The organism is Nonomuraea sp. MG754425 (assembly GCF_021699195.1).
Taxonomy (GTDB): Bacteria; Actinomycetota; Actinomycetes; order Streptosporangiales; family Streptosporangiaceae; genus Nonomuraea.
Genome location: NZ_SSXE01000019.1, coordinates 1 through 19,285, shown reverse-complemented (window position 1 = coordinate 19,285; position 19,285 = coordinate 1). Strand labels below are relative to the sequence as shown.

The following is a 19,285-nucleotide window of genomic DNA, read 5'->3' as shown; positions in this document are numbered from 1 at the left end:
TGCCCGGCCCGTTTGGCGCACCGCCCCGCCGCTCCACCCTCGCGAGGTGAGCGCACCTGGCAGCGAGGCGACCGCGCGCCGGTGCGGCCGTCAGAGGAAGGCGCTGACCTGGTCGGCGAACTCCTCCGGGCTGACGACGCGCACGCCCAGAGTCTCGGCCTTGGCCCGCTTCGAGCCCGCCTTCTCACCCGCGACCAGCAGCGCCGTCTTGGCGGAGACGCTGGAGGACGACTTGCCGCCCGCCCGCTCGATCAGCTCGTTGACCTCGTTGCGCGACAGCGCGGCCAGCGGGCCCGTCATCGTGCCGGTGACCACCACCGACATCGAGGCGAGCGGCAGCTCCTGCCCCGGGGCCACGGGCTCGGCGGACGGCGGGGTGGCGCCGGGCTCGATCATGTTGACCCCGGCGCGGACGAGCTTGTCGATCAGCGGGGCCAGCTCGGCCAGCTCGGCCACCACGAGCGGCGCCTTCTCCGGCCCCATGCCCTCGACCCGCTGGATCGCCTCGGCGTCGGCCGCGCGGACCTCGTCCATCGTGGCGAAGTGACGGGCGATGCGGCGGCTCATCGCGCGGCCGGTGCCGCGCACCCCGAGCGCCGCGAAGACCCTGCTGAGCGGGCGGGTCTTGGCCTGCTCGATGGCCGCGAGCAGGTTGTCGGTGCTGGTCTCGCCCATCCGCTCGAGCCCGAGGAGCTGCTCGCGGGTGAGGAAGAACAGGTCGGCGAAGTCGGCGATCAGCCCGGTGTCGAACATCTGCTTGACGCGGCTGGCCGCCAGGCCCTCGATGTCGAGGGTGTCGCGCTCGACCGCGTAGATGATGGAGGCGATCGCCTGGCAGTTGCGCCCGCGCACGCAGCGCCAGCGCTCCTGGGAGCGGTCGATCGCGTCGCCGCACTGCGGGCAGAGCTCCGGGATCGGGATCGGCTGCTCGTCGCCGGTGCGCAGGTGCACCACCGGCGCCTCGACGCGGGGGATCACGTCGCCCGCCTTGTAGACGGTCACGCTGTCGCCCAGCATCAGGCCACGCCGGGTGATGTCGGCGACGTTGTGCAGGGTGGCGTACGTGACGACGCTGCCGTCGAGCTTGACCGGCTCCAGCACGGCGCGCGGGGCGATGATGCCGGTGCGCCCGGTGTTCCACTCCACCCGGAGCAGCTTGGTGATCTTCTCGGTGGCGGGCAGCTTGTACGCCACCGCCCAGCGCGGCGCCCGCGAGCTGAACCCGGCCTCGGCCTGGTCGCCCGCCAGATCACACTTGATCACGATGCCGTCGATGCCGAACGGCAGCTCGGCCCGCGCCGCCGCGATCTCCTCGACCCGGGCTTGCACCTGGTCGAGGGTCTCGGCCAGGATGCCGGCCACCGGCGTGGCGGCCGTGGTCTGCACGCCCTGCGCCGCGACCCAGCCCATGACCTGGCTGTGCGGCAGCCCCCGCAGCCGGACGGCGAACTCGGAGTCGTCGTCGGGCGGCGGCAGCACGCCGTAGCCGAAGAACGTCAGCTCGCACACGTAGGGCCGGTCCTGGGCGCGCAGCGTGCCCGCGGCGGCGCTGCGCGGATTGGCGAACGTGGTGCCGTCGTGCGCCTCCCGCTTGGCGCACGCCTGCTCGAACTGGGAGGCCGTCATCATGACCTCGCCCCGCAGCTCCACCGTCACGGCGTCGGCGAGCCGGTCGGGCAGGCCGACGATGGTGCCGATGGCGTGCGAGACGTCTTCGCCCGCGGTGCCGTCGCCGCGCGTGACGAGCTGCGCCAGCCGGCCGTGCCGGTAGCGGGCCGAGATCGCCAGACCGTCGAGCTTGGGCTCCACGCTCCACGCGGTGACGGGCCGTCCGAGCCGGCGCTCCAGCCCGGCCGCCCAGTCGGCGAGCTGCTCGGGCCCGAAGACGTTGTCGAGGCTGAGCATCGGCACCGTGTGCGGCACGTCGCCCACCACGGCGCCGCCGGCCACCTTGCCGGTCGGCGACGACGGCAGCACCGACTCGGGGTGCTTCTCCTCATAGGCCGTGATGCCGCGGACGAGCTGGTCGTAGGCGTCGTCGTCGAGCGTCGAGGTGCCGTCGGCGTAGTAGGCCGCGGCGGAGTCGACGGCGAGCTGCACGGCTTCGGCGTAGGCCGTGTCGTCGAGCAGGACGGTGATGGGCGGCGTCTCGGTCATGGGTCAATCATCGTCTCCGGCACTGACAATTCCGCCCGCGGGAGTGCTCCGGGCCGGCAGCGGCTGACAGGGATCCGGCAGCGCCGCCTGGCACGGTCGGGTCATGACCGAGAACACCACAGACGTGCTCGTCGTCGGCGCCGGACCCACCGGCCTGACCCTCGCCGTGGACCTGGCCAGACGCGGCGTGCGCTGCCGCGTCGTCGAGCGGGCGGCCGGGCCGGCGAACGGCTCCAAGGGCAAGGGGCTCCAGCCCCGCACACAGGAGGTCTTCGACGACCTGGGGGTGGTGGACCGGATCCTGGCGAGCGCCGCGCCGTACCCGCCGGTGCTGGTCAGGGTCGGCCCGGTGCCCGTCTGGCGGATGCGCATGCACAAGCCGGCCCGGCCCACCGACGCCGTGCCGTACCCGATGGTGGTGATGCACCCGCAGTGGCGCACCGAGGCGGTGCTGCGGGAGCGGCTGGCGGAGCTGGGCGGGCGGGTGGACCAGGACGCCGAGCTGACCGCGTTCGAGCAGGACGCGGACGGGGTGACCGCCCGGCTGGGCGGCGGGCGGAGCGTGCGGGCGCGCTACCTGGTCGCGGCGGACGGCGGCAGGAGCAAGGTGCGCAAGGCCCTCGGCATCGGCTTCACCGGCGAGACCCGCGAGGAGGAGCGGATGGCCCTGGCCGACGTGCGGGCCGAGGGCCTGGCCAGGGACCGCATCCACATGTGGGCCCGCCCCGGCAAGGGCATGGTGGCGCTGTACCCCATGGCCGGCACCGGGTCCTTCCAGGTGCTCGCCTCGCTGAAGCCGGGTGACGTGCCGCTGGACACGGTGGAGTGGTTCCAGCGGCTGATCGCGGAGCGGTCGATGACGCGCGGCGTGCGGGTCACCGAGCTGCTGTGGTCGTCGCTCTACCGGGTCAACATCCGCCTCGCCGACCGCTTCCGCGCCGGCCGGGTCTTCCTGGCCGGGGACGCCGCCCACGTGCACCCGCCGTCGGGCGGGCAGGGGCTCAACACCGGCGTCCAGGACGCCTACAACCTGGGCTGGAAGCTCGCCCGGGTGCTGGCGGGCGCGCCGGACGCGCTGCTGGACACCTACGAGGAGGAACGCCGCCCGATCGCCGCCCACGTGCTCGGCCTCAGCTCGGAGCTGTACGGGAAGAAGACCGTCCGGCGCGACGAGGAGACCTACCAGCTCACGCTGAGCTACCGGGGCGGCTCGCTGGCCGGGAACGGCGGCGACCGCGTGCCGGACGGGCCCGTCGAGCTGGCCGGGGGGAGCCGGGCGCGGATGTTCGACCTGCTGCGCGGGCCGCACTTCACGCTGCTGTCACCCGACCCCGCCCCCCGCGTGCCCGGCGGTCCCGAGGTGCGCGCGTACGTCCCCGCGCGGCCGTACGGCGGGGCCCGGCACACGCTCGTCCGGCCGGACGGGTACGTCGGGATCGCCACCTCCTCGGCCGAGGAGCTGGCCGGCTACCTGGCCATGGTGTGAGCGGCGGAGCTCACTGGTCGGCGGCCAGGCGGGCGGGGAAGCCGCCGGTCGCGACGGGGCCCCAGCGGTCGATGTGGATGCGGATCAGCGACTTGTCCTGGCGGCGCATGGCCTCGCGGTAGTCGTCCCAGTCGGGGTGCTCGCCGGCGATGCACCGGAAGTACTCGACGAGCGGCTCCAGCGCCGCGGGCATGTCCAGCACCTCGGCCCGGCCGTCCACCTGCACGTACGGGCCGTTCCAGTCGTCGGACAGCACGCACATCGACACGCGCTCGTCACGGCGGGCGTTGACCGCCTTGGCGCGGTCGGGATAGGTGGAGACCACGATCCTGCCGCCCTCGTCGACGCCGCAGGAGACGGGCGAGAGCTGGGGCCGGCCGTCCGCGCGGGTGGTGGACAGCAGGCCGTGGTGCCGGGGCCGCAGGAAGTCGAGCAGTTCGGGCAGTTCGACGCGGCGCGCGGTGGCGATGTTCGGAGCCATCTCGGGAACCTTTCAGATCAGAGCGACATCCGATCCTTTCATCCGCGCGCTCACAGACCCGTCAGGCCGATCCCGACCAGGACCAGGGCCACCGCCGACGCCACCGTGCGCGCGGCGTTCGCGGCGGCCCAGCGCGGCGCGAACCGCCGCCACTCCATGGTCCCGGCGTCGAGCGCGTTGTTCATCGGCACGTTGATCACCATGGTGAACAGGAACGAGCCGACGAAGCTGACCCCGGCGGCGGCGAAGAACCAGGCGGACGCCGGGGCGTCGGCGAGGAACCCGGTGACCAGCGCCGCCGCCGGCGAGCCCAGGAACACGAGGAAGAGCCACGGGTTGAGGATCTTCCTGTTGACGCTGCGCATGGCCTCCTCGGCCCGGCGGGGGTCGATGGCGTTCAGGGCGGGGACGACCGACATGGAGAAGGCGTAGAACAGGCCCGTGAGGGCGCCGTGCAGCACGAGTGTGAGGAGAGCCAGAGCAAGCATGGACCTATGGTGCCGCGATGGAGATGAGACGGTCCATGGCAGGCACGCTCATCTCCATACGCGTACGTCTCAGCGGTATCCGTGCTCGACGATCTGGGCGGCGCGCCGCTCGTACACGGCGGGGTCGGCGGGCACGCTCGTGCCCAGGCCGTCCACGTACCGGTTGAACATGCAGAACGCGGCGGCGATCAGCACCGTGTCGTGGATCTCCACGTCGTCGGCCCCGGCCTTCCTGGCCGCCGCGACGTCGTCGGCCGTGACCGAGCCGCCGCCGCGCTGGACGGCCGCCGCGACCCGCAGCAGGGCGCGCAGCTTCTCGGAGATCGGCGCGGTGTCGGGTGCCGCGCAGACGGCGGACACCAGCTCCATGCCCTCAGGGAGCTGCGCCGCGGCGAAAGCGCTGTGGGAGCCCGCGCAGAAGCGGCACTCGTTGAGCGTGGAGACGTAAGAGGCGATCAGCTCGCGCTCGCCGCGCGACAGCGTGTTGTCGCCCCGTAACAGCACCTCGGCCAGCTCGCTCAGCGCCCTGCCGGTCTCGGGACGGTACCGCAGCAGCCCGGTGATCCCCGGGTCGTCGTTGTTCAGCTCGATGTGCGCCATGAAGCACTCTCCGTTCTCAGCGGCAGCCGTGGTCGGGGCGCTCGGGCCGATGCCCTTCGCACCTGGTGACGCACGGTGTTCTCATGGAGGACAAGCTCGCCGGCCACCCACAGTGGGCCCCGGAACAGGCCGGCGAGATCCGAGCGTACGCGGCGCCGTGCCGCCCGTCATGCCCGCCGGGCGCCGTGATCGTGTCGAGGCTTGCCAGGCGGGCGCGCTCGGGAGACCGTGGCGGCGTGCGCGACATTCCCGGACCACCCGACCGGCCGGACAGTGGGCTGAGTGCCATCACGGCCGCCGGCGGCCTGCACGCCTACCAGCTCCGGCTGCACGAACGGTACGGCCCGCTGGTGCGCTTCCAGCTCCCCGGCGCGCCCTCGGCCGTCTCGGTGGCCGACCCCGTGCTCCTGGAGGCCACGGCCGCGATCGACAACCGTCCTGAGAGGCTCTTCGAGTTCCTCGCCCCGTTGTGCGAGGCGGGCAACCTGCAGACGCTCCCCGCCCATGAGCACACCCCGTTCCGTCGCGCGCTGCTGTCGGTGCTGGCCGGCCGCCGCTCCCACGAGGCCCACTTCGCCGCCTTCACCGCCCTCGCCACCGACCTGGCCGACCGCTGGGCGGCCACCGGCGAGGTGACGCTGCAACAGGACCTGAGCGCGTTGTCCCTGCGCATGATCTGCCAGTACGCCCTCGGCGGCGACATCGACGATCCCGCAGGGGTGGTGCGCGCCTTCGAGACCGTGCTGACCGTCCACCTGGGCCGCGGCCCCCAGAGCGACGACGACCTGACGCGGGCCGGGCTGGCGCTGGCCCACCTGCGCGGGGTCGTGGACGGCGTGCTGGCCGCCGGCGGCAGCGACCTCGTCGCCGCCCTCGACGAGGCCGGGCTGAGCGCCGCCCGCATCCGCGACAGCGTCCTCATGATCATGCTGGCCGCGCACCACACCACCGGCGTGGCCGTCTCCTGGACCCTCCACCTGCTGTCGCGCCACCCGGAGCCCGCCGCGCGGGTGGCCGCGGAGCTGGACGCCGTCCTCGGCGACCGGCCGGCCCCGTCGTACGCCGACCTCAGGCGGCTGCCGTACCTGGAAAGGTGCCTCAAGGAGTCGATGCGCCTCTTCCCGCCGGGCCCGTACGGCGCCCGCGAGACCATCGGGGAACTCGCCCTCGGCCCCCACATCGTCCCCGCGGGCACCACGATCTTCTACCCGTTCTGGGCCGTGCACCTGAACCCCGAGCACTGGCCGGACCCGGAGACGTTCGACCCCGACCGGTTCACCCCCGAGGCGTCGGCGCGCCGCCACCGGTACGCCTACCTCCCCTTCGGGCTGGGGCCGCGTGCCTGCGAGGGCGCGAGCCTGGCCATGGTGGAGGCCGAACTCGTGCTGGCCGTGCTGCTCAGGAGGTTCCGCCTCGAGCCGGTCGAGGAGCACCCCGTGGTGCCCGTGGAACGGTTCGTGCTGTGGGCCGAGCACGACATCAGGATGCGCCTGACCACGCGCTTCCGGCCTCCTGCCGAACCTTGAACCCGGCATTGCCCGCGCTTCCGCCTGAGCGCCGGGCGGCCGGGCGAAGCTGTCCATGACAGCTTCCCGGCAGCAGGAGAAGAAGCAGCTCTGATGGTTGGATCGTCGCTCGCCGCCCTCGTCCTGATCACCGCGCTCCCGGCCCCGGCCGTGACGCTGGAGCAGCAGCTCAGCGCGCTCTCGGCGCTCACCCAGCCCACCGCCGACAGCGCCGCCGCCTGGCGCGCGGCCAGGCAGGACCCCTCGTCCTGGACGTCCTACGCCTTCGACTGGACCACGGACCTGTGCTCCGGCAGCCCCGACCAGCCCCTCGGCTTCGACTTCCGGACGCCGTGCATGCGCCACGACTTCGGCTACCGCAACTACCGGGCGGTCGACCGCTTCCCGGAGAACAAGGAACACGTCGACAGCGCCTTCCTGTACGACCTGCGCCAGGTCTGCGCCGCCTACGCCGACCTGCGCAGGTCCGCGTGCGAGCGGCTGGCCCGCTCCTACCACCGGGCGGTCGAGCGGCTGGGCGCGTACACCGGCTAGAGCACGAGGCGGCGGCCGGGACGTGACTCACGGAGACCTTGGGGACCGTGCGCCGTACCGGCCCACCTGCTCCCTGTGAAGCCCGCTGAAGATCATGTACGGTGAGCCCAGCGTATCCCCCAACGGCCTGGAGCCCGCCGTGCCGTACATGTCCCGCCGCCAGGTTCTCTCCCTGCTCCCCGCCGCCGGCCTGCTCACCGTCGTCCCCTCGCCCGCGCGCGCCGCGGCGGTCGATCACCCGAGGTTGCTCGCCAACACCGTCGCCATGCTCGCCGGGACCCCCGACGTCAACGCCCGTCCCGAGGTGGCGGGCAAGCTCGCGGCGATCCTCGGCACCGCCAGGCAGCGGCTGACGGCCATGGACCGGGCGAGCGGCGGCGAACTGTTCGCCGGCCTGCCGCTCGGCACCGACGACGCCAACCTCCGGCTGGCCTACCAGTACCTGTACGAGATCGTCCTCGCCACCCGCGCCCCCGGCAGCGCGCTCCTCGACGACGCCGCCGCCCAGCAGCGCGTCACCGACGGCCTGCGCCTGCTGCACGAGCGGTACTTCGGCGACCAGGCCGCGGGCTACTACGGCAACTGGCACAACTGGGAGATCGGCATCCCCACCCACGTCAGCCGGACCCTCGCCCTGCTGCCCGAGGCGTCCCGCGGCGAGCTGACCGGCACGTACCTCGCCTCCATGGACGCCTACCTGCGCAACGGCGAGAACGGCGACGTCGACCTCGACTCCCGCTTCCACACCGGTGCGAACCTGGCCGACATCACCGCCAACCGGCTCCTCCAGGGCGCGCTCACCGCCGACGACGCCCGCGTCACCAAGGCCATCTCCGACCAGGCCACCGTCTTCGCCACCATCGACCCGTACCGGCTGGAGCACGGCGTCACCGACGGCTACTACCAGGACGGCTCGTTCATCCAGCACCACTCGGTCGCCTACACCGGCTCGTACGGCCGGATCCTGCTGACCCGCGTCGTGCAGACGCTCAAGATGCTCGAAGGGGTCGGCGGCGGCGTCGCCGGGCTGCCGGGCGTGGTGCAGCGGTGGATCACCGACGGGTTCGCCCCGCTGATCTTCGAGGGCTGGCTGATGGAGATCGTCAAGGGACGGGCGGTCTCGCGCACCGCCACCGGGTACGCCGACATCGGCGTGATCGTGGAGGCCATCGCCGATCTGGCCGACCACGTCGAGGACGCGCTGCCGCTGAAGAAGTACCTGAGGTTCCTGCCCGCCGCCGACCCGGCCGCGTTCCTGTCCCCGGTGAGCATCGCCCGCTACGCCGCCATCCGCGCCGACGCCGCCGTCCCGGCCGCCGACCTGAACCCGCCCGAGCGGTGCGTGGCCTTCAACGCCATGGACCGCACCGTCCACCGGCGTCCCGGCTACGCCTTCGCGCTGGCGCGCAGTTCGGAGCGGATCAGCAAGTACGAGTACATGAACGGCGAGAACCTGATGCCCTGGTTCCAGGGTGACGGGGCCTACCACCTGTATCTCGCGGGCGAGGACCAGAGCCAGGTCTTCGGCGCCGACCACTACACGGTCGTCTCGCCGTACCGGCTGGCCGGGGTGACCGCGCCGGTGGAGGAGCGGCGCACGGTGCCCGACCTGTACGGCCGCTTCTGGTACGAGAACCCCGGGCATCCGCTGAACTTCACCTCCTCCTCGGAGTCCCAGAACACCTACGTGTACTTCCCGCGCGCCGGCAACGCCTTCTCCGGCGGCGCGACGCTCGGCGCGTACGGCGCGGCCGGGATGGTCCAGACGGACGACGCCGCCTACACCGCCAAGCAGGCGGGCCTGCTGCCGGACGACTTCGTCGGGTACCGGAACGCGCGCGCGACCAAGTCGTGGTTCATGTTCGACGACGAGGTGGTGGTGCTGGCCGCGGACGTGTCCGGCCAGGGCGGTCGCGACGCGGTCAGCACCGTGGACAGCCGCGTCGCCGCGCCGCAGGACGCCGTCGCGGTCACGGGGGAGCGGTGGGACGGCCGCCCCTGGGAGCCGGGCTCCGGCGACGTGCCCGTACGGTGGCTGCGCTACGCCAACGGCACCCGGGGCACCGCCGTCGGGTACGCCTTCCTCAGCAGGCAGCCCGTCTCGGCGGGGCTGGAGACGGTCACCCGCAGCCGCCGGGTCGTCCGGGTGTCCAATCCCGACACGAGCGTCACCAAGTCCGTCTTCACCGCCTCGGTCACCCATCCCGCCGGCGGGTCCCTGACGGCGCTCGCCTACGCCCTGGTCCCGAACGCCACCGAGGCGGGCCTGCGCGCCTATGCGAAGGGGCCGATCACCGTCCTGGAGAACGACCGGCACGTCCAGGCCGTCCGGCACCAGGGCCTCGGCATCGTCGCCTGCAACGTCTTCTCCGACGGCCCGCCGCGCCGGGTCGAGCACCTGCTCGTGGACGGCCCCGCCTCGGTGATCGTCCGCTCGGACGGCGGGCGCACGGTCGTCGCCCTGGCCGACCCCACGATGAAGCGCGACCACGTCTCCGTCGTCCTGCGGGGGGCGCGGTTGCGGCCGTCGTCGTCCGACGAGGGGGTGACGGTGCGCCGGGTGCCGGGCGGGACCCTCGTCCAGGCGACCACCCGTCACGCCTACGGCCGGACCTTCACCGCCGTCCTCGACTGAACCGCGTTCCTCGCGGCGGATTTGTTCGGAAAAGTAGTCATTCGGTGAGCACTTTCGGGGCTGATGATGGTCACCTGCCGAGCACGACCCCGTGAGAGGAACCGCAATGCTCCGAGGACTGACCACCGTGTCCTTCTACTCGCCCGACTTCGAGGCCACCAAGCGCTGGTACACCGAGCTGTTCGGGATCCCGCCGTACATGGACACCCCGGCGTACATGGAGTGGCGGATCGGCGACTACCGGCACGAGTTCGGCGTCATCCACAGTCAGTACGCCGGCTCGCCGCTGGCCATGACCCCCGACCCCGCCACCGTCGGCGGCCCTGCGGGGGCCCTGGTCTACTGGCACGTGGACGACGTCCCCGAGACGCTGGCCCGGCTGGTGGCGATGGGGGCGAAGGAGCACGACGCGCCGCGCGACCGGGGCACCGGGTTCGTCACCGCCTCGGTCATCGACCCCTGGGGGAACGTCCTGGGCCTGATGTACAACCCGCACTACCTGGACGTCCTCGGCCAGGCGGGGTGACGGGGCCGGGGTTCTGCCCGAGCCGGTCGGCCTGGAGTCCGGACCGGACGAGCGTCCCGTCCAGTCGCGGCCCTGCCGCCCGGCCGCCGAGGTCTACGGCTCGTACCTGCGCAGGAGCTGGTCGAGCTTGAACTCCAGGCTGTGCATCCCCGTGCGGATGTCGTCCAGTTGCTCCTGCACCTGGGTGTGGGTCGCGGTGTGGTACTCCCGGACCTGCCAGCGCAGGCCGCCGATCTCCACGTTGAGGGCCTCCAGGTCGTCGGTGACCCGGCCGCCGGAGACCGCGGTCTGGACGGGGGCGCGGCCGTTCGCCGCCGTGACGTGCTCCTCGTCGCCGGGACGCGTGAGCTGCTCGATCGCCTGCATGCGCAGCTTCAAACCGAGGATCTCTTCCTCAAGGTCCACGAACCCTGCCTCGTGCATCGTGGGGGGATAGGGGAAGGAACCCGGTCGCGCCGGCGAACCAGGGTTCCTGAGCGCCAATGCTTTCAGGTCCCGGGCGCGCTCGGTAGCCGGATCACTGCTTTCGGTGAGGATTTATCCGGCGCCGGCTCGGGCGCCGCGCTCGAAGGGGACGTACCAGGGCGGTCTCGTGCGAGTCTGTTCGCGGGTGGCCGGACCGGTCGCCCAGGATTTCGGACAACTCACCCGGACGCGCTGGGCCCCGGCCGCGACGACCGGCGAAGGTCGAGGTCATGGCAGACGCTTCCCCCGCACCGGCAGACGCACCGGCAGACGCGCCGGCACAACCGGGCCGCTCCCCGGCCTCCCGGGCGGCGGCCTTCCTCGTGCACCGCTGGCCGACCCTGGCCGGCCTGCTCACGACGGCCCTGCTCGTCCTGGACGACCAGGACGGCCGCGGTCATGCCCCCATCGTGTTCCTGGCCGCCCTCATCTACCTGGCCACGGCGGTGCTGGACCGGCCGGGCGTGGTCTGGATCCTGTTCGGCGCGTCCGTGGCAGGAGTGGGCGCGCTGCGGCTGATCGGCGCCGACCTGTGGACGGCGCTCGTCGCGGCCGGGGTGTCCGTCACGGTGCTCAGCCTGGTGAGCGACCTGCCACGGCGTCCTCGGCCGGCCGCCCTGCAGATCCCGCTCATGCTGGTCTTCGGCACGGCCGCCTTCGCCGGCGCGTTCCTGGCCCCGGCGCTCGGCGCGTACGCCGTCGCCGCGGCCCTCATCGGGCACGCCGTCCAGGACGTGATCATCTGGCGGGCGAACAAGGTGGTGCTGCGCTCGCTCGCCGAGTTCTGCGCCGTCCTCGACCTCACCCTCGGGGTCGCGATCATCGTCCTGCAGGTCACCTGACGGAGGGCGGTCAGCCGGTCGTCCCGTCCGTCTCGCGCGCGTGGACGTGCCCCGCCACCAGCCGGTACACCTCGGCGGGCGTACGCTCCACGACGGCCTGCGGCGGGACGCCCGACGCGTTCAGCAGCAACGCCTGCACGGGGAAGTCGTACTCGTCGGGCAGCCACAGCCGCTCGTCCGCCGGGGCGACGGCCGTCTCCAGGTCCCAGACGCTGGCCCGCAGCGCCAGCTCGTCCATCATCCACAGCGGGCCCGGATGCGCGGCCAGGTGCTCGACGTAGTGGCCGAGCACGTCCAGCACCACCGTCTCGGCGGGGCCGGCCGACGGCACGATGCCCTCGGCGTGCTCGCCGGGAGCGGGTTGCCAGCCGTCGGTGTACAGCTCGGCGTATTCCACCAGGTAGGCGAAGCGGCGGCGGACGCCGGTGTGGCCGGGCTCGCCGGGCCGGTCGGCCGCCAGGGCCGAGAGCCGGGCCCAGGCGGCGATCTTGGCGTACAGGGTTGCCTGCGGGAGTGCGTCGAGGAGGCCGTCCGTCTCCTGGAGCGGCACGCTGAGCATGGCCGCCACCTGAAGGAGGCGGTCAGGGGTGACCAGGCGGTCGCCGACCTCGGCGGGATCGTACGTCACGCCTCCCATTGTCGGACGACTGGCACCGCCGGTCAGGTGGACGACGGAATGAAGCGGGAATTCTCTTCAGCCGCGGCGATTTCCGGCGACGATTCGGCGTACCCGGGCCGGGTGAGCGCCTGCACCGCGTGCGGCGGGACGCCGTGCGCCTTCAGCGTCCTCGCGTGCTCCGACAGGTCGGACTGCTGGGGCGCGCGCGGCTCGCCGGTGATTTCCAGGTCCCAGACGCAGACCCGCAGCGCCGGTGCCCGCGCCGGGTCGGGGCACCGGCCGGCCAGCCGGGCGACGTGGTGGCCGAGCAGGGACGCCGCGACGGCCTGGGGCGCGTCCGGCGAGAGCGTGAGGCCCTCGGTGTCCGCGCCGGGCAGGTGCAACCAGCCGTCGAGATGGGGGCCGGAGTACTCGACCAGGTAGGCGAAGCGGCGGCGGGCGGCCGTGGCGTCCGGCGCGCCGGGCCGTCCGGCCGCCTGGGCCGCCAGCCGGGTCCAGTCGGCGATGCGGGCGTACAGGGCCCGGCGCTGTTCGGACGGCGTGGCGTGATCGTCGTGCAGCGGCGGCATGTTGAGCAGGGCCGCCACGAAGCGGAGCTCGTCGGGGGAGAGCAGGCGGTCGCGGGCGCGCAGGAGATCGTTCGTCACGGGCGTCAAGTCTGCGGCGGGCCGCGCGGCCGGGCGGGCGGAAGACCGAAAAACTCTCACGAGTGACGGCCGGTTCAGGCGCGGGTGAGCGCCCGGGTGGAGACCTCGAGGATGTCGCCCAGCGCGGTGCGGGCTCGGGTGAGGTCGGCTATGCGGGAGTCCAGCTCGGCGTACTGGGTTCTGAGATGGTCGAGGACGCAGGACTGGAGTTCGGCCCCGTCGCCGGCGAAGCAGGGCATCAGCTCGCGGATGACCTTGGTGGGCAGCCCGGCGGCGAGCAGGGTGCGGATGCGGGCGACGGTGGCGGGCGCCCCGGGGTCGTAATGGCGGTGGCCGCCCTCGCTGCGGTGGGAGGTGAGCAGCCCCTGGGCCTCGTAGTAGCGGAGGAGGCGGACGGCCACGCCGGTTTCGCGGGATAGCTCCCCGATCTTCATGTGACCCACCTCATAGCGCAGCGGCTTGAATCTGACACCGATGTCACATCCTAGCGTTGGCCCCATGACGATGACTTCGACCCCGGTGCCCGTATCGCTCTACGGATTCCTGACCCCCAAGACCGGACACGCCGCCGCGTTCAGGAAGCTCCTGATGGACCTCGTCGAGCCGTCCCGGGGGCACGAGGGCAGCCTGCAGTACCACCTCCACGAGCAGGAGGACGGCCGGTTCTTCCTCTACGAGGTCTGGCGTTCGCAGGAGGACCTCGACCGGCACAACGCGACCCCGCTGCTGCGCGCCTTCCTGGCCGAACTGCCCGAGCACCTCGAAGGAGCGCCCGAGGTCCACACCGGCGTGCTGAGGAGTGCCCACCCGGCCGGTGCCGGTAGCTGATGCCGCAGGTCAGGCCGAGGGCGTCAGCGGATGCTTTTGTGCTCCAGTTGGCCCCCACTGGAGCGCCCTCAGGGTAACGACAGTCCTGACAATTTGTCTAGGTTTATGGTTATCTGCCGTTGACCGGCTCCGCCGCTCAGGGCGCGCTGAGCTGACGGTGCAGGCTGCGGGCCGCGTGGAGCACCAGACTGGAGCCCTTGCGGGCGGCCAGCTCCGCCAGCCCCGGCAGCTCGCCCCGCGCGTCCGCGAGACCGGCCGCCCGGACGGCGACGGCCAGCAGGTCGCCCAGCCCCGTCCTGACCCGCTCCCCGGGCTCCGGCCGCAGCAGCGGGACCGCCTCGGCGAGGGTGGCCCACACCTGCCGGTGCGCCCCCGCCGACGTCACCTCGTTCAGCACGCCGGTGATCCGGTTGAGCTTGACCTGGTCGGTGCGTACGAGCCGGGCCAGGGCGCGGCCCAGGTCGGCGGCCGGGAGCTGGTCGCGCGCCGCCAGCGTGAGCAGGGCGTCGGCGGCGCAGGCCCGCTGGGCGGGCACCCGGTGGCCCATGCCGACGGCGATCGCGCCCGCCGTCGCCGCGCCCGCCGGGCCGTCGCCGTGCACCAGGGCCGCCACCACCTCGGCCCCGCCGTCCGTGCTGTCGATGCGCGCGTGCAGGCACTTCAGCAGGTGCGCCGCGGCCACCTCCCGATGGGCGGGCAGGACGACCGGCCACCAGTCCAGGTCGCGCGAGTAGCGCGGATATCTCGTCCTGGCCGTCACCGTGAACAGCTCGCGCAGGCTCTCGGACAGGTGCGGGCTCTCCGGCGGCACGACCTCGGCGTACGCCGCCGTGGAGCCGCCGCGGTAAGGGGCCAGTGTGTCTTCCACGTGCCATCGCACGTCGGGCTCGGGCAGGCCCCCGTCACGCAGCCAGGTCGCCAGCCGGGCCCCCGCCTGCGCGGGCAGCTTCTCCGCCCGCTCGATCACGGCCGGGTCGGTGTGCCGCGGCAGCCGGAGCAGCGCCTGCTCGAGGTCGGCCACCGGCGGCTCGTGCGCGCCGAACCGTTCCATCCGCTCGACCAGGGTCTGCGCGTCCACGTGCCCGGTCGGCGCGGTCGGGGTGGACAGCAGCGCGGGGAGCGTCTCGCCGCGTTCGAAGTGCGCGATGAGCTCGCGGAAGCGCCGCGCGACGAACCTCTGGGGAGGAGCCAGGGGGGTGTGGTGGTGGCTCTCGCGGGCCAGGTCGGCCGCCTTGGACAGGTCCCGGCTCGCGCCGGGATCGATGATCGCCAGGGCGCAGTGGGCCAGCAGGGTGTGGACGTCCCCGTCGGGCTCGCCGTAGGCGTAGGTGTGGCGGTAGGGAAGCCAGAATCCGTCCCGCCACCCGCTCAACGCCTTCGCCAGGCCGTCGCGGTCATGGTGGGAGAGGGCGACCAGGCCGGCCAGGAGGCGTTCGGACTCCTGCCAGCGCAGCGGCCAGCCCATCGCCTCCAGCTCCGCGGCCAGCTCGCCCGCCGAGTCGATCTCCGGCGGCAGGCTGGGGAGCGGGACCACGCTCAGCACCGGCACCACCACCGGCTCCTCCTCTGCCGCGACCTCGCCGAAGGCGCCGGCCAGCAGCGCACGCAGGTCGCCGGGCAGCCGGGTGGCCGCTTCGCGGACGTCGCCCACGCCGTCCGCGTCGAGGTGCGGGGCGAGTTCGACCGCCAGCCGCACCGCCCGTCCGCGCAGCGCCGGAGCGCCTCCGTCGAAGATCGCCGCGAGCGCCGCGCCCACCCCTCCCGCTCGTACGGGCGGCGCCTCGGCGATCCAGCGCACCGCGACGGTCAGGTGCTTGCGCTCCGGCCGGAACGCCAGCGCCTGCACCGCCTCGGCGAACAGCTCCGCGTCCAGCGCCCCCGCCGCGTCGGCCCGGCGCAGCTCCGCCGTGGCCAGGTCCACGACCGCGGACGACGCCGACGGCAGCAGCCGGACGAAGTCGACCACCGGGATCTCCGCCGGGGTCGGCCGCAGCTCGCGCCACAACGTCACGAACGGGCCGGCCTCCTTGGTGTCGCCCCCGGCCAGGAACCAGCGGGCGCAGCCGTCGAGCAGCGTCTCCCGTGGCACGCGGCCCTGCGCCGCCAGCCCGGCCAGCTCGCCGACGATCGTCTTGTCGCGGGCGGCGATCTGGTCCCAGGCCAGCGTCGCGCTCACGCCCTGAGCCTGGAACAGGTGCGGGAGCAGGCCGTCGAGCAGCGGGTCGTTCGCGAGGAGCGGCCGGGCGCGGTCGTCGCGCTGATTGCGCCAGACCAGCCGGACCACCCACCCGGAGACGAACGCGTCGTCGCCCGGCGGCTCCATGCCCGTGTCGAGCACCAGCGCGGCGGCCAGGTCCCAGGCGGGCATGCGCGCCTGTGACCACACCAATCCGCGCTCCGGCCGCAGCCGTTTGATGAGGCGGGCGGCGAGATCCCTGCGCCACTCCGGCGGGCGGCGGCGCAGCACGGACATGAGCGCGGCGGTGTCGTCCTCCGGCTCGTCCACGCGGCGCAGCTCGCGCCGGTTGAGCCAGACCGCCACCTGTTCGGCCCCGGCCAGGCAGGCCGCCCCGGCCAGCCGGTAGCCCCGCGCCCGCCGCCTGACCTGCCGGCTCGCCTCGAAATCGGCCTTGACCTGCTCGGCCAGGTGGGCGGACAGCAGCTTGGCGACCGCCCGCCTGGCGGGGTCGTCGAGGGTCCGCAGGACCCGCGTCAGGCCGGGGTCGTCGCCGGCCCGGATGCGGCCGAGGATCTCCTGCCACGAGCCGGGCTCCGTCACGTCCTTGATCATGGCCGGGATCCTAGGGAGGCCCGCCGACAATTCCGCCCCGTCCGGGCAGGCGGGTGGAAAACCGCAGGTCCGGATTATCGCGTCCGGTCTCGCGGCGGCACCCGGCGGGCGGAACAGGTTTTCTCGCTGAGAAACGGCGAATGAAGGTCTTTGTCAAGCGATCATCTGCTTCGGCATGATATGCCGGTACGAATGGCCGAGCAGAAAGGGTAGCGATGAACCGACGCCCCGTGATGGTGAAGGTCGAAGAAGCCCGGCTACAGGTCGGCGCGGTGACCGCGTCGAACTCCCACGGAAACTGAAACCACAGCTCGGGTAGCGCCCGGTGGGTGAAGCACGTCCCGCTTCACCCACATCCTGAGGAGGCATGTCGTGGCGGACCTCGCTGCGCGTCCGCGGCTGCGCGACAGCGTCATCGTGCAGGCGGACGGCGGCACACTGCTGTTCCTGTGCCTGGCCGACCGGACCGTGAAGAAATTCACCTGCGACGAATTCGTGAAAGACGTCGTGGGCCTTCTCGACGGCACCCGGACGATCGACGAGATCGGGGCGCTGGCCTGCGGCGGCGGCCGGAACGCGCGGGCGCGGGTGACGGAAGTCGTGGAAATCCTGGCGGGCGAGCGGCTGTTGAGCCACTCCGCCGCCCCGGAGCGGGAATTCCGTCTTTTGGGTGAGGCGCGCGCCGAATTCTACGATCGGCAACTGCGGCTGCTCCAGGACTTCTGCGACGAGGGATTGTCGCCGGAAACGAGCGGCGCCGGCCTGCAGCGCCGGCTCGGCAACTCGACCGCCGTCGTCTGCGGGATCGGCGGGCTCGGCGGCTGGGTGGCGCTCGCGCTGGCCACGGCCGGCGTCGGGCGGATCAGGGTGTGCGACTTCGACCGGGTCGAAGCCTCCAACCTCACCCGGCAGGTGCTGTTCAGGACGGCCGACCTGGGCTCGTCCAAGGTCGCCGCGGCGGCCGTGCGGCTGCGCGAGGCCAACCCGTTCATCGAGGTCGAGGCCGTGGACCGGCGGATCAGCGGCGCGGGCGACCTCGCGGACGTCGTGGCGGGGGCCGACATCGTCGTCAACGCGGCCGACCTGCCCACCCCCAACGACATGGCCGCCTGGGTGAGCGAGGCGTGCTGGCCGGACATCCCACACATCATGGGCACGGGTTACGCCTACCACATCGGCGTCCTGGGCACGTCGATCATCCCCGGCCGGACCGCCTGCTGGTCCTGCGTCCGCGCCGAGACGTTCGCCGACCACGGACGGGACGGCATGGAGACGGTCGTGGGCCGGAGGGAGAAGGCGGGCGCGATGGGGGCGCTGTCCGGGCTCGTCGGCAACATCGTGGCCTGGGAGGCGATCCGCATCCTGACGGGGCTCGAACCGGCGCTCGGCGACCGGTGGAGCGAGGTGGACTTCTGGCCGCTGGAGATCCGGTCGCGGGCCGTTCCTCAGCGTCCGGACTGCCCGACCTGCGGCCGGTGACCGCGCGCCGTCATGCGGACTCGCGCCACAACATGCGCGGACGGACCGTGCGCCGCATCGGCGGCAGCACGCCGAAGTCCGCCTCGGCCAGCACGTCGGCGAGGTCGAGCGCCTCGCGGACCAGCGCGTGCCGGTCGAGCGAGACCGAGGTCAGCGCCGGGTGCACGGCCTCGCCCAGGGTCAGGCCGTCGAAGCCGCAGATCCGCACCCGGCCCGGGACGTCGATGCCGAGCGCGTTCGAGGCCTGCACCGCGCCGAGTGCCATGAGGTCGTTGAAGACCAGCACCGCGTCCACCTCGGGGTGCGCGCCGACCAGGTCGGTGAAGGCCCGGCCGCCGCCGGTGATCGACTCGTCGCCGGCGACGACCATGCCCGCCGACCCCGCTCCCGCGAACTCCTCGAAGTAGCCGCGCCGCGACGACGGCACATAGCCGGGCCCGCTCCCCGCGGAGTCGATCATGCCGATGCGCCGGGCGCCCCTGTCCCGCAGCGCCGAGACCGCGACCCGGACGCCCTCGCGGATGTCGACCTCGACACTGTGCAGGCCGGGACGCTCGCCCGCCCGCTCCAGCAGCACGACCGGCAGCCCCCGGGCGGCCCGCGCGAGGTCGTCGTCCGCCAGCCACAGATGCCCGACGAACAGATCGACCTGCCCCGACAACATGTCGAGGGCGGCGGCCTCGTCCTCCGTCTCGGTGGAGGCCATCAGCACGTGCCAGCCCCGCTCGGCCGCGCTGTTGAGCAGGTCGCCCGCGATCTCGGTGTAGTACGGGTTCCGGAACGAGGCGACCAGCAGGCCCATGGCCCGGGACTTCTTGCGCACGACCAGGTTGCGGGCGAACCGGCTGGGCCGGTAGCCGAGCCGCTCGCAGGCTTCCAGCACCCGCTGCTTGGTCTGCTCGTTGATCTCTCCCATGTTGTTGATCGCCCGGGTGACCGTCTGCCGTGAGACGCCGGCGGCCCGCGCCACGTCGTTGATCGTCACACGCTTCGCCATCGCCGTCCTAGCTTCGCTGCCCGGACCTGATCGTACTGACGGGGCCGTGCGGCGGCGTCCCCAGCATGCGGCGTCCCCAGCATCACGCGCGGGGCGCGGGCGGATGGCAAAGGCTGGCTGCGGGTTGTCTTCGGAACGCGTCACGGGAAGGGGGCGTGAATGGGGGGTGTGATGTGCTCGGGGA

At 72.9% G+C, this 19,285-nt stretch carries 18 protein-coding genes; 8 read left to right on the top strand and 10 right to left on the bottom strand.

What is annotated here, in order from left to right:
* Positions 1-90: 90 nt before the first annotated feature.
* On the bottom strand, positions 91-2,157 hold the full coding sequence (gene ligA / locus FAF44_RS09505) for an NAD-dependent DNA ligase LigA (RefSeq protein WP_237102685.1): 2,067 nt from the start codon (positions 2,155-2,157) through the stop codon (positions 91-93).
* 103 nt (positions 2,158-2,260) lie between these two features.
* Here ligA and FAF44_RS09500 point away from each other — a divergent pair, with 103 nt between their 5' ends.
* A complete protein-coding gene (locus FAF44_RS09500) occupies positions 2,261-3,643 on the top strand; it encodes an FAD-dependent oxidoreductase (RefSeq protein WP_237102684.1) in 1,383 nt (460 codons plus the stop codon).
* A gap of 10 nt (positions 3,644-3,653) precedes the next feature.
* Here FAF44_RS09500 and FAF44_RS09495 read toward each other — a convergent pair whose 3' ends face one another.
* From FAF44_RS09495 to FAF44_RS09485, 3 genes are all read right to left on the bottom strand, one after another.
* Positions 3,654-4,124, bottom strand: a complete 471-nt coding sequence (locus tag FAF44_RS09495; protein ID WP_237102683.1) for a PPOX class F420-dependent oxidoreductase — start codon at positions 4,122-4,124, stop codon at positions 3,654-3,656.
* Between the two features lie 50 nt (positions 4,125-4,174).
* Complete coding sequence (locus FAF44_RS09490; protein ID WP_237102682.1) at positions 4,175-4,612, bottom strand: DUF1772 domain-containing protein; 438 nt, start codon at positions 4,610-4,612, stop codon at positions 4,175-4,177.
* Between the two features lie 69 nt (positions 4,613-4,681).
* Positions 4,682-5,212, bottom strand: coding sequence for a carboxymuconolactone decarboxylase family protein (locus FAF44_RS09485; protein ID WP_237102681.1), 531 nt, complete (start codon positions 5,210-5,212; stop codon positions 4,682-4,684).
* A gap of 236 nt (positions 5,213-5,448) precedes the next feature.
* Between FAF44_RS09485 and FAF44_RS09480 the strand changes: the two genes are divergently transcribed.
* The 4 genes from FAF44_RS09480 to FAF44_RS09465 all read left to right on the top strand — a co-directional run bounded on the left by FAF44_RS09480 (position 5,449) and on the right by FAF44_RS09465 (position 10,433).
* Positions 5,449-6,738: a cytochrome P450 gene (locus FAF44_RS09480; protein ID WP_237102680.1), complete on the top strand. Its 1,290-nt coding sequence runs from the start codon at positions 5,449-5,451 to the stop codon at positions 6,736-6,738.
* 93 nt (positions 6,739-6,831) lie between these two features.
* On the top strand, positions 6,832-7,272 hold the full coding sequence (locus tag FAF44_RS09475; protein WP_237102679.1) for a phospholipase: 441 nt from the start codon (positions 6,832-6,834) through the stop codon (positions 7,270-7,272).
* 94 nt (positions 7,273-7,366) lie between these two features.
* Positions 7,367-9,907, top strand: coding sequence for a polysaccharide lyase family 8 super-sandwich domain-containing protein (locus FAF44_RS09470; protein WP_237102678.1), 2,541 nt, complete (start codon positions 7,367-7,369; stop codon positions 9,905-9,907).
* A gap of 106 nt (positions 9,908-10,013) precedes the next feature.
* Positions 10,014-10,433 (top strand): VOC family protein, encoded by a 420-nt coding sequence (locus FAF44_RS09465; protein WP_237102677.1) that lies wholly within the window; start codon positions 10,014-10,016, stop codon positions 10,431-10,433.
* A 93-nt stretch (positions 10,434-10,526) separates the two neighbouring features.
* Here the strand turns inward: FAF44_RS09465 and FAF44_RS09460 are convergent, their stop codons facing one another.
* Entirely contained in the window at positions 10,527-10,856 is a 330-nt protein-coding gene (locus FAF44_RS09460; RefSeq protein WP_237102676.1) for a hypothetical protein, read from the bottom strand.
* 272 nt (positions 10,857-11,128) lie between these two features.
* Here FAF44_RS09460 and FAF44_RS09455 point away from each other — a divergent pair, with 272 nt between their 5' ends.
* Complete coding sequence (locus FAF44_RS09455; protein ID WP_237102675.1) at positions 11,129-11,740, top strand: hypothetical protein; 612 nt, start codon at positions 11,129-11,131, stop codon at positions 11,738-11,740.
* 10 nt (positions 11,741-11,750) lie between these two features.
* Here the strand turns inward: FAF44_RS09455 and FAF44_RS09450 are convergent, their stop codons facing one another.
* From FAF44_RS09450 to FAF44_RS09440, 3 genes are all read right to left on the bottom strand, one after another.
* Positions 11,751-12,368, bottom strand: coding sequence for a hypothetical protein (locus tag FAF44_RS09450; protein ID WP_237102674.1), 618 nt, complete (start codon positions 12,366-12,368; stop codon positions 11,751-11,753).
* A 32-nt stretch (positions 12,369-12,400) separates the two neighbouring features.
* Complete coding sequence (locus FAF44_RS09445; protein ID WP_237102673.1) at positions 12,401-13,006, bottom strand: hypothetical protein; 606 nt, start codon at positions 13,004-13,006, stop codon at positions 12,401-12,403.
* A 74-nt stretch (positions 13,007-13,080) separates the two neighbouring features.
* Complete coding sequence (locus tag FAF44_RS09440; RefSeq protein ID WP_237102672.1) at positions 13,081-13,440, bottom strand: MerR family transcriptional regulator; 360 nt, start codon at positions 13,438-13,440, stop codon at positions 13,081-13,083.
* Positions 13,441-13,504: 64 nt separating this feature from the next.
* Between FAF44_RS09440 and FAF44_RS09435 the strand changes: the two genes are divergently transcribed.
* A complete protein-coding gene (locus FAF44_RS09435) occupies positions 13,505-13,834 on the top strand; it encodes a putative quinol monooxygenase (RefSeq protein WP_237102671.1) in 330 nt (109 codons plus the stop codon).
* Between the two features lie 136 nt (positions 13,835-13,970).
* Here FAF44_RS09435 and FAF44_RS09430 read toward each other — a convergent pair whose 3' ends face one another.
* Positions 13,971-16,625, bottom strand: coding sequence for a DUF6493 family protein (locus tag FAF44_RS09430; RefSeq protein WP_237102670.1), 2,655 nt, complete (start codon positions 16,623-16,625; stop codon positions 13,971-13,973).
* Positions 16,626-16,997: 372 nt separating this feature from the next.
* On the opposite strand from FAF44_RS09430, the gene FAF44_RS09425 reads away from it, so the two are divergent.
* Positions 16,998-18,104, top strand: a complete 1,107-nt coding sequence (locus FAF44_RS09425; RefSeq protein WP_237102669.1) for a ThiF family adenylyltransferase — start codon at positions 16,998-17,000, stop codon at positions 18,102-18,104.
* A gap of 10 nt (positions 18,105-18,114) precedes the next feature.
* On the opposite strand, the gene FAF44_RS09420 is transcribed toward FAF44_RS09425, so the two are convergent.
* Positions 18,115-19,101: a LacI family DNA-binding transcriptional regulator gene (locus FAF44_RS09420; protein WP_237102668.1), complete on the bottom strand. Its 987-nt coding sequence runs from the start codon at positions 19,099-19,101 to the stop codon at positions 18,115-18,117.
* Between the last annotated feature and the right edge of the window lie 184 nt (positions 19,102-19,285).

What these genes read in the sequence shown, in the direction of transcription:
- ligA (WP_237102685.1), bottom strand. Translation starts at nt 2,157, where the DNA reads ATGACCGAGACGCCGCCCATCACCGTCCTGCTCGACGACACGGCCTAC.
- FAF44_RS09500 (WP_237102684.1), top strand. Translation starts at nt 2,261, where the DNA reads ATGACCGAGAACACCACAGACGTGCTCGTCGTCGGCGCCGGACCCACC.
- FAF44_RS09495 (WP_237102683.1), bottom strand. Translation starts at nt 4,124, where the DNA reads ATGGCTCCGAACATCGCCACCGCGCGCCGCGTCGAACTGCCCGAACTG.
- FAF44_RS09490 (WP_237102682.1), bottom strand. Translation starts at nt 4,612, where the DNA reads ATGCTTGCTCTGGCTCTCCTCACACTCGTGCTGCACGGCGCCCTCACG.
- FAF44_RS09485 (WP_237102681.1), bottom strand. Translation starts at nt 5,212, where the DNA reads ATGGCGCACATCGAGCTGAACAACGACGACCCGGGGATCACCGGGCTG.
- FAF44_RS09475 (WP_237102679.1), top strand. Translation starts at nt 6,832, where the DNA reads ATGGTTGGATCGTCGCTCGCCGCCCTCGTCCTGATCACCGCGCTCCCG.
- FAF44_RS09470 (WP_237102678.1), top strand. Translation starts at nt 7,367, where the DNA reads ATGTACGGTGAGCCCAGCGTATCCCCCAACGGCCTGGAGCCCGCCGTG.
- FAF44_RS09465 (WP_237102677.1), top strand. Translation starts at nt 10,014, where the DNA reads ATGCTCCGAGGACTGACCACCGTGTCCTTCTACTCGCCCGACTTCGAG.
- FAF44_RS09460 (WP_237102676.1), bottom strand. Translation starts at nt 10,856, where the DNA reads ATGCACGAGGCAGGGTTCGTGGACCTTGAGGAAGAGATCCTCGGTTTG.
- FAF44_RS09455 (WP_237102675.1), top strand. Translation starts at nt 11,129, where the DNA reads ATGGCAGACGCTTCCCCCGCACCGGCAGACGCACCGGCAGACGCGCCG.
- FAF44_RS09440 (WP_237102672.1), bottom strand. Translation starts at nt 13,440, where the DNA reads ATGAAGATCGGGGAGCTATCCCGCGAAACCGGCGTGGCCGTCCGCCTC.
- FAF44_RS09435 (WP_237102671.1), top strand. Translation starts at nt 13,505, where the DNA reads ATGACGATGACTTCGACCCCGGTGCCCGTATCGCTCTACGGATTCCTG.
- FAF44_RS09430 (WP_237102670.1), bottom strand. Translation starts at nt 16,625, where the DNA reads ATGATCAAGGACGTGACGGAGCCCGGCTCGTGGCAGGAGATCCTCGGC.
- FAF44_RS09420 (WP_237102668.1), bottom strand. Translation starts at nt 19,101, where the DNA reads ATGGCGAAGCGTGTGACGATCAACGACGTGGCGCGGGCCGCCGGCGTC.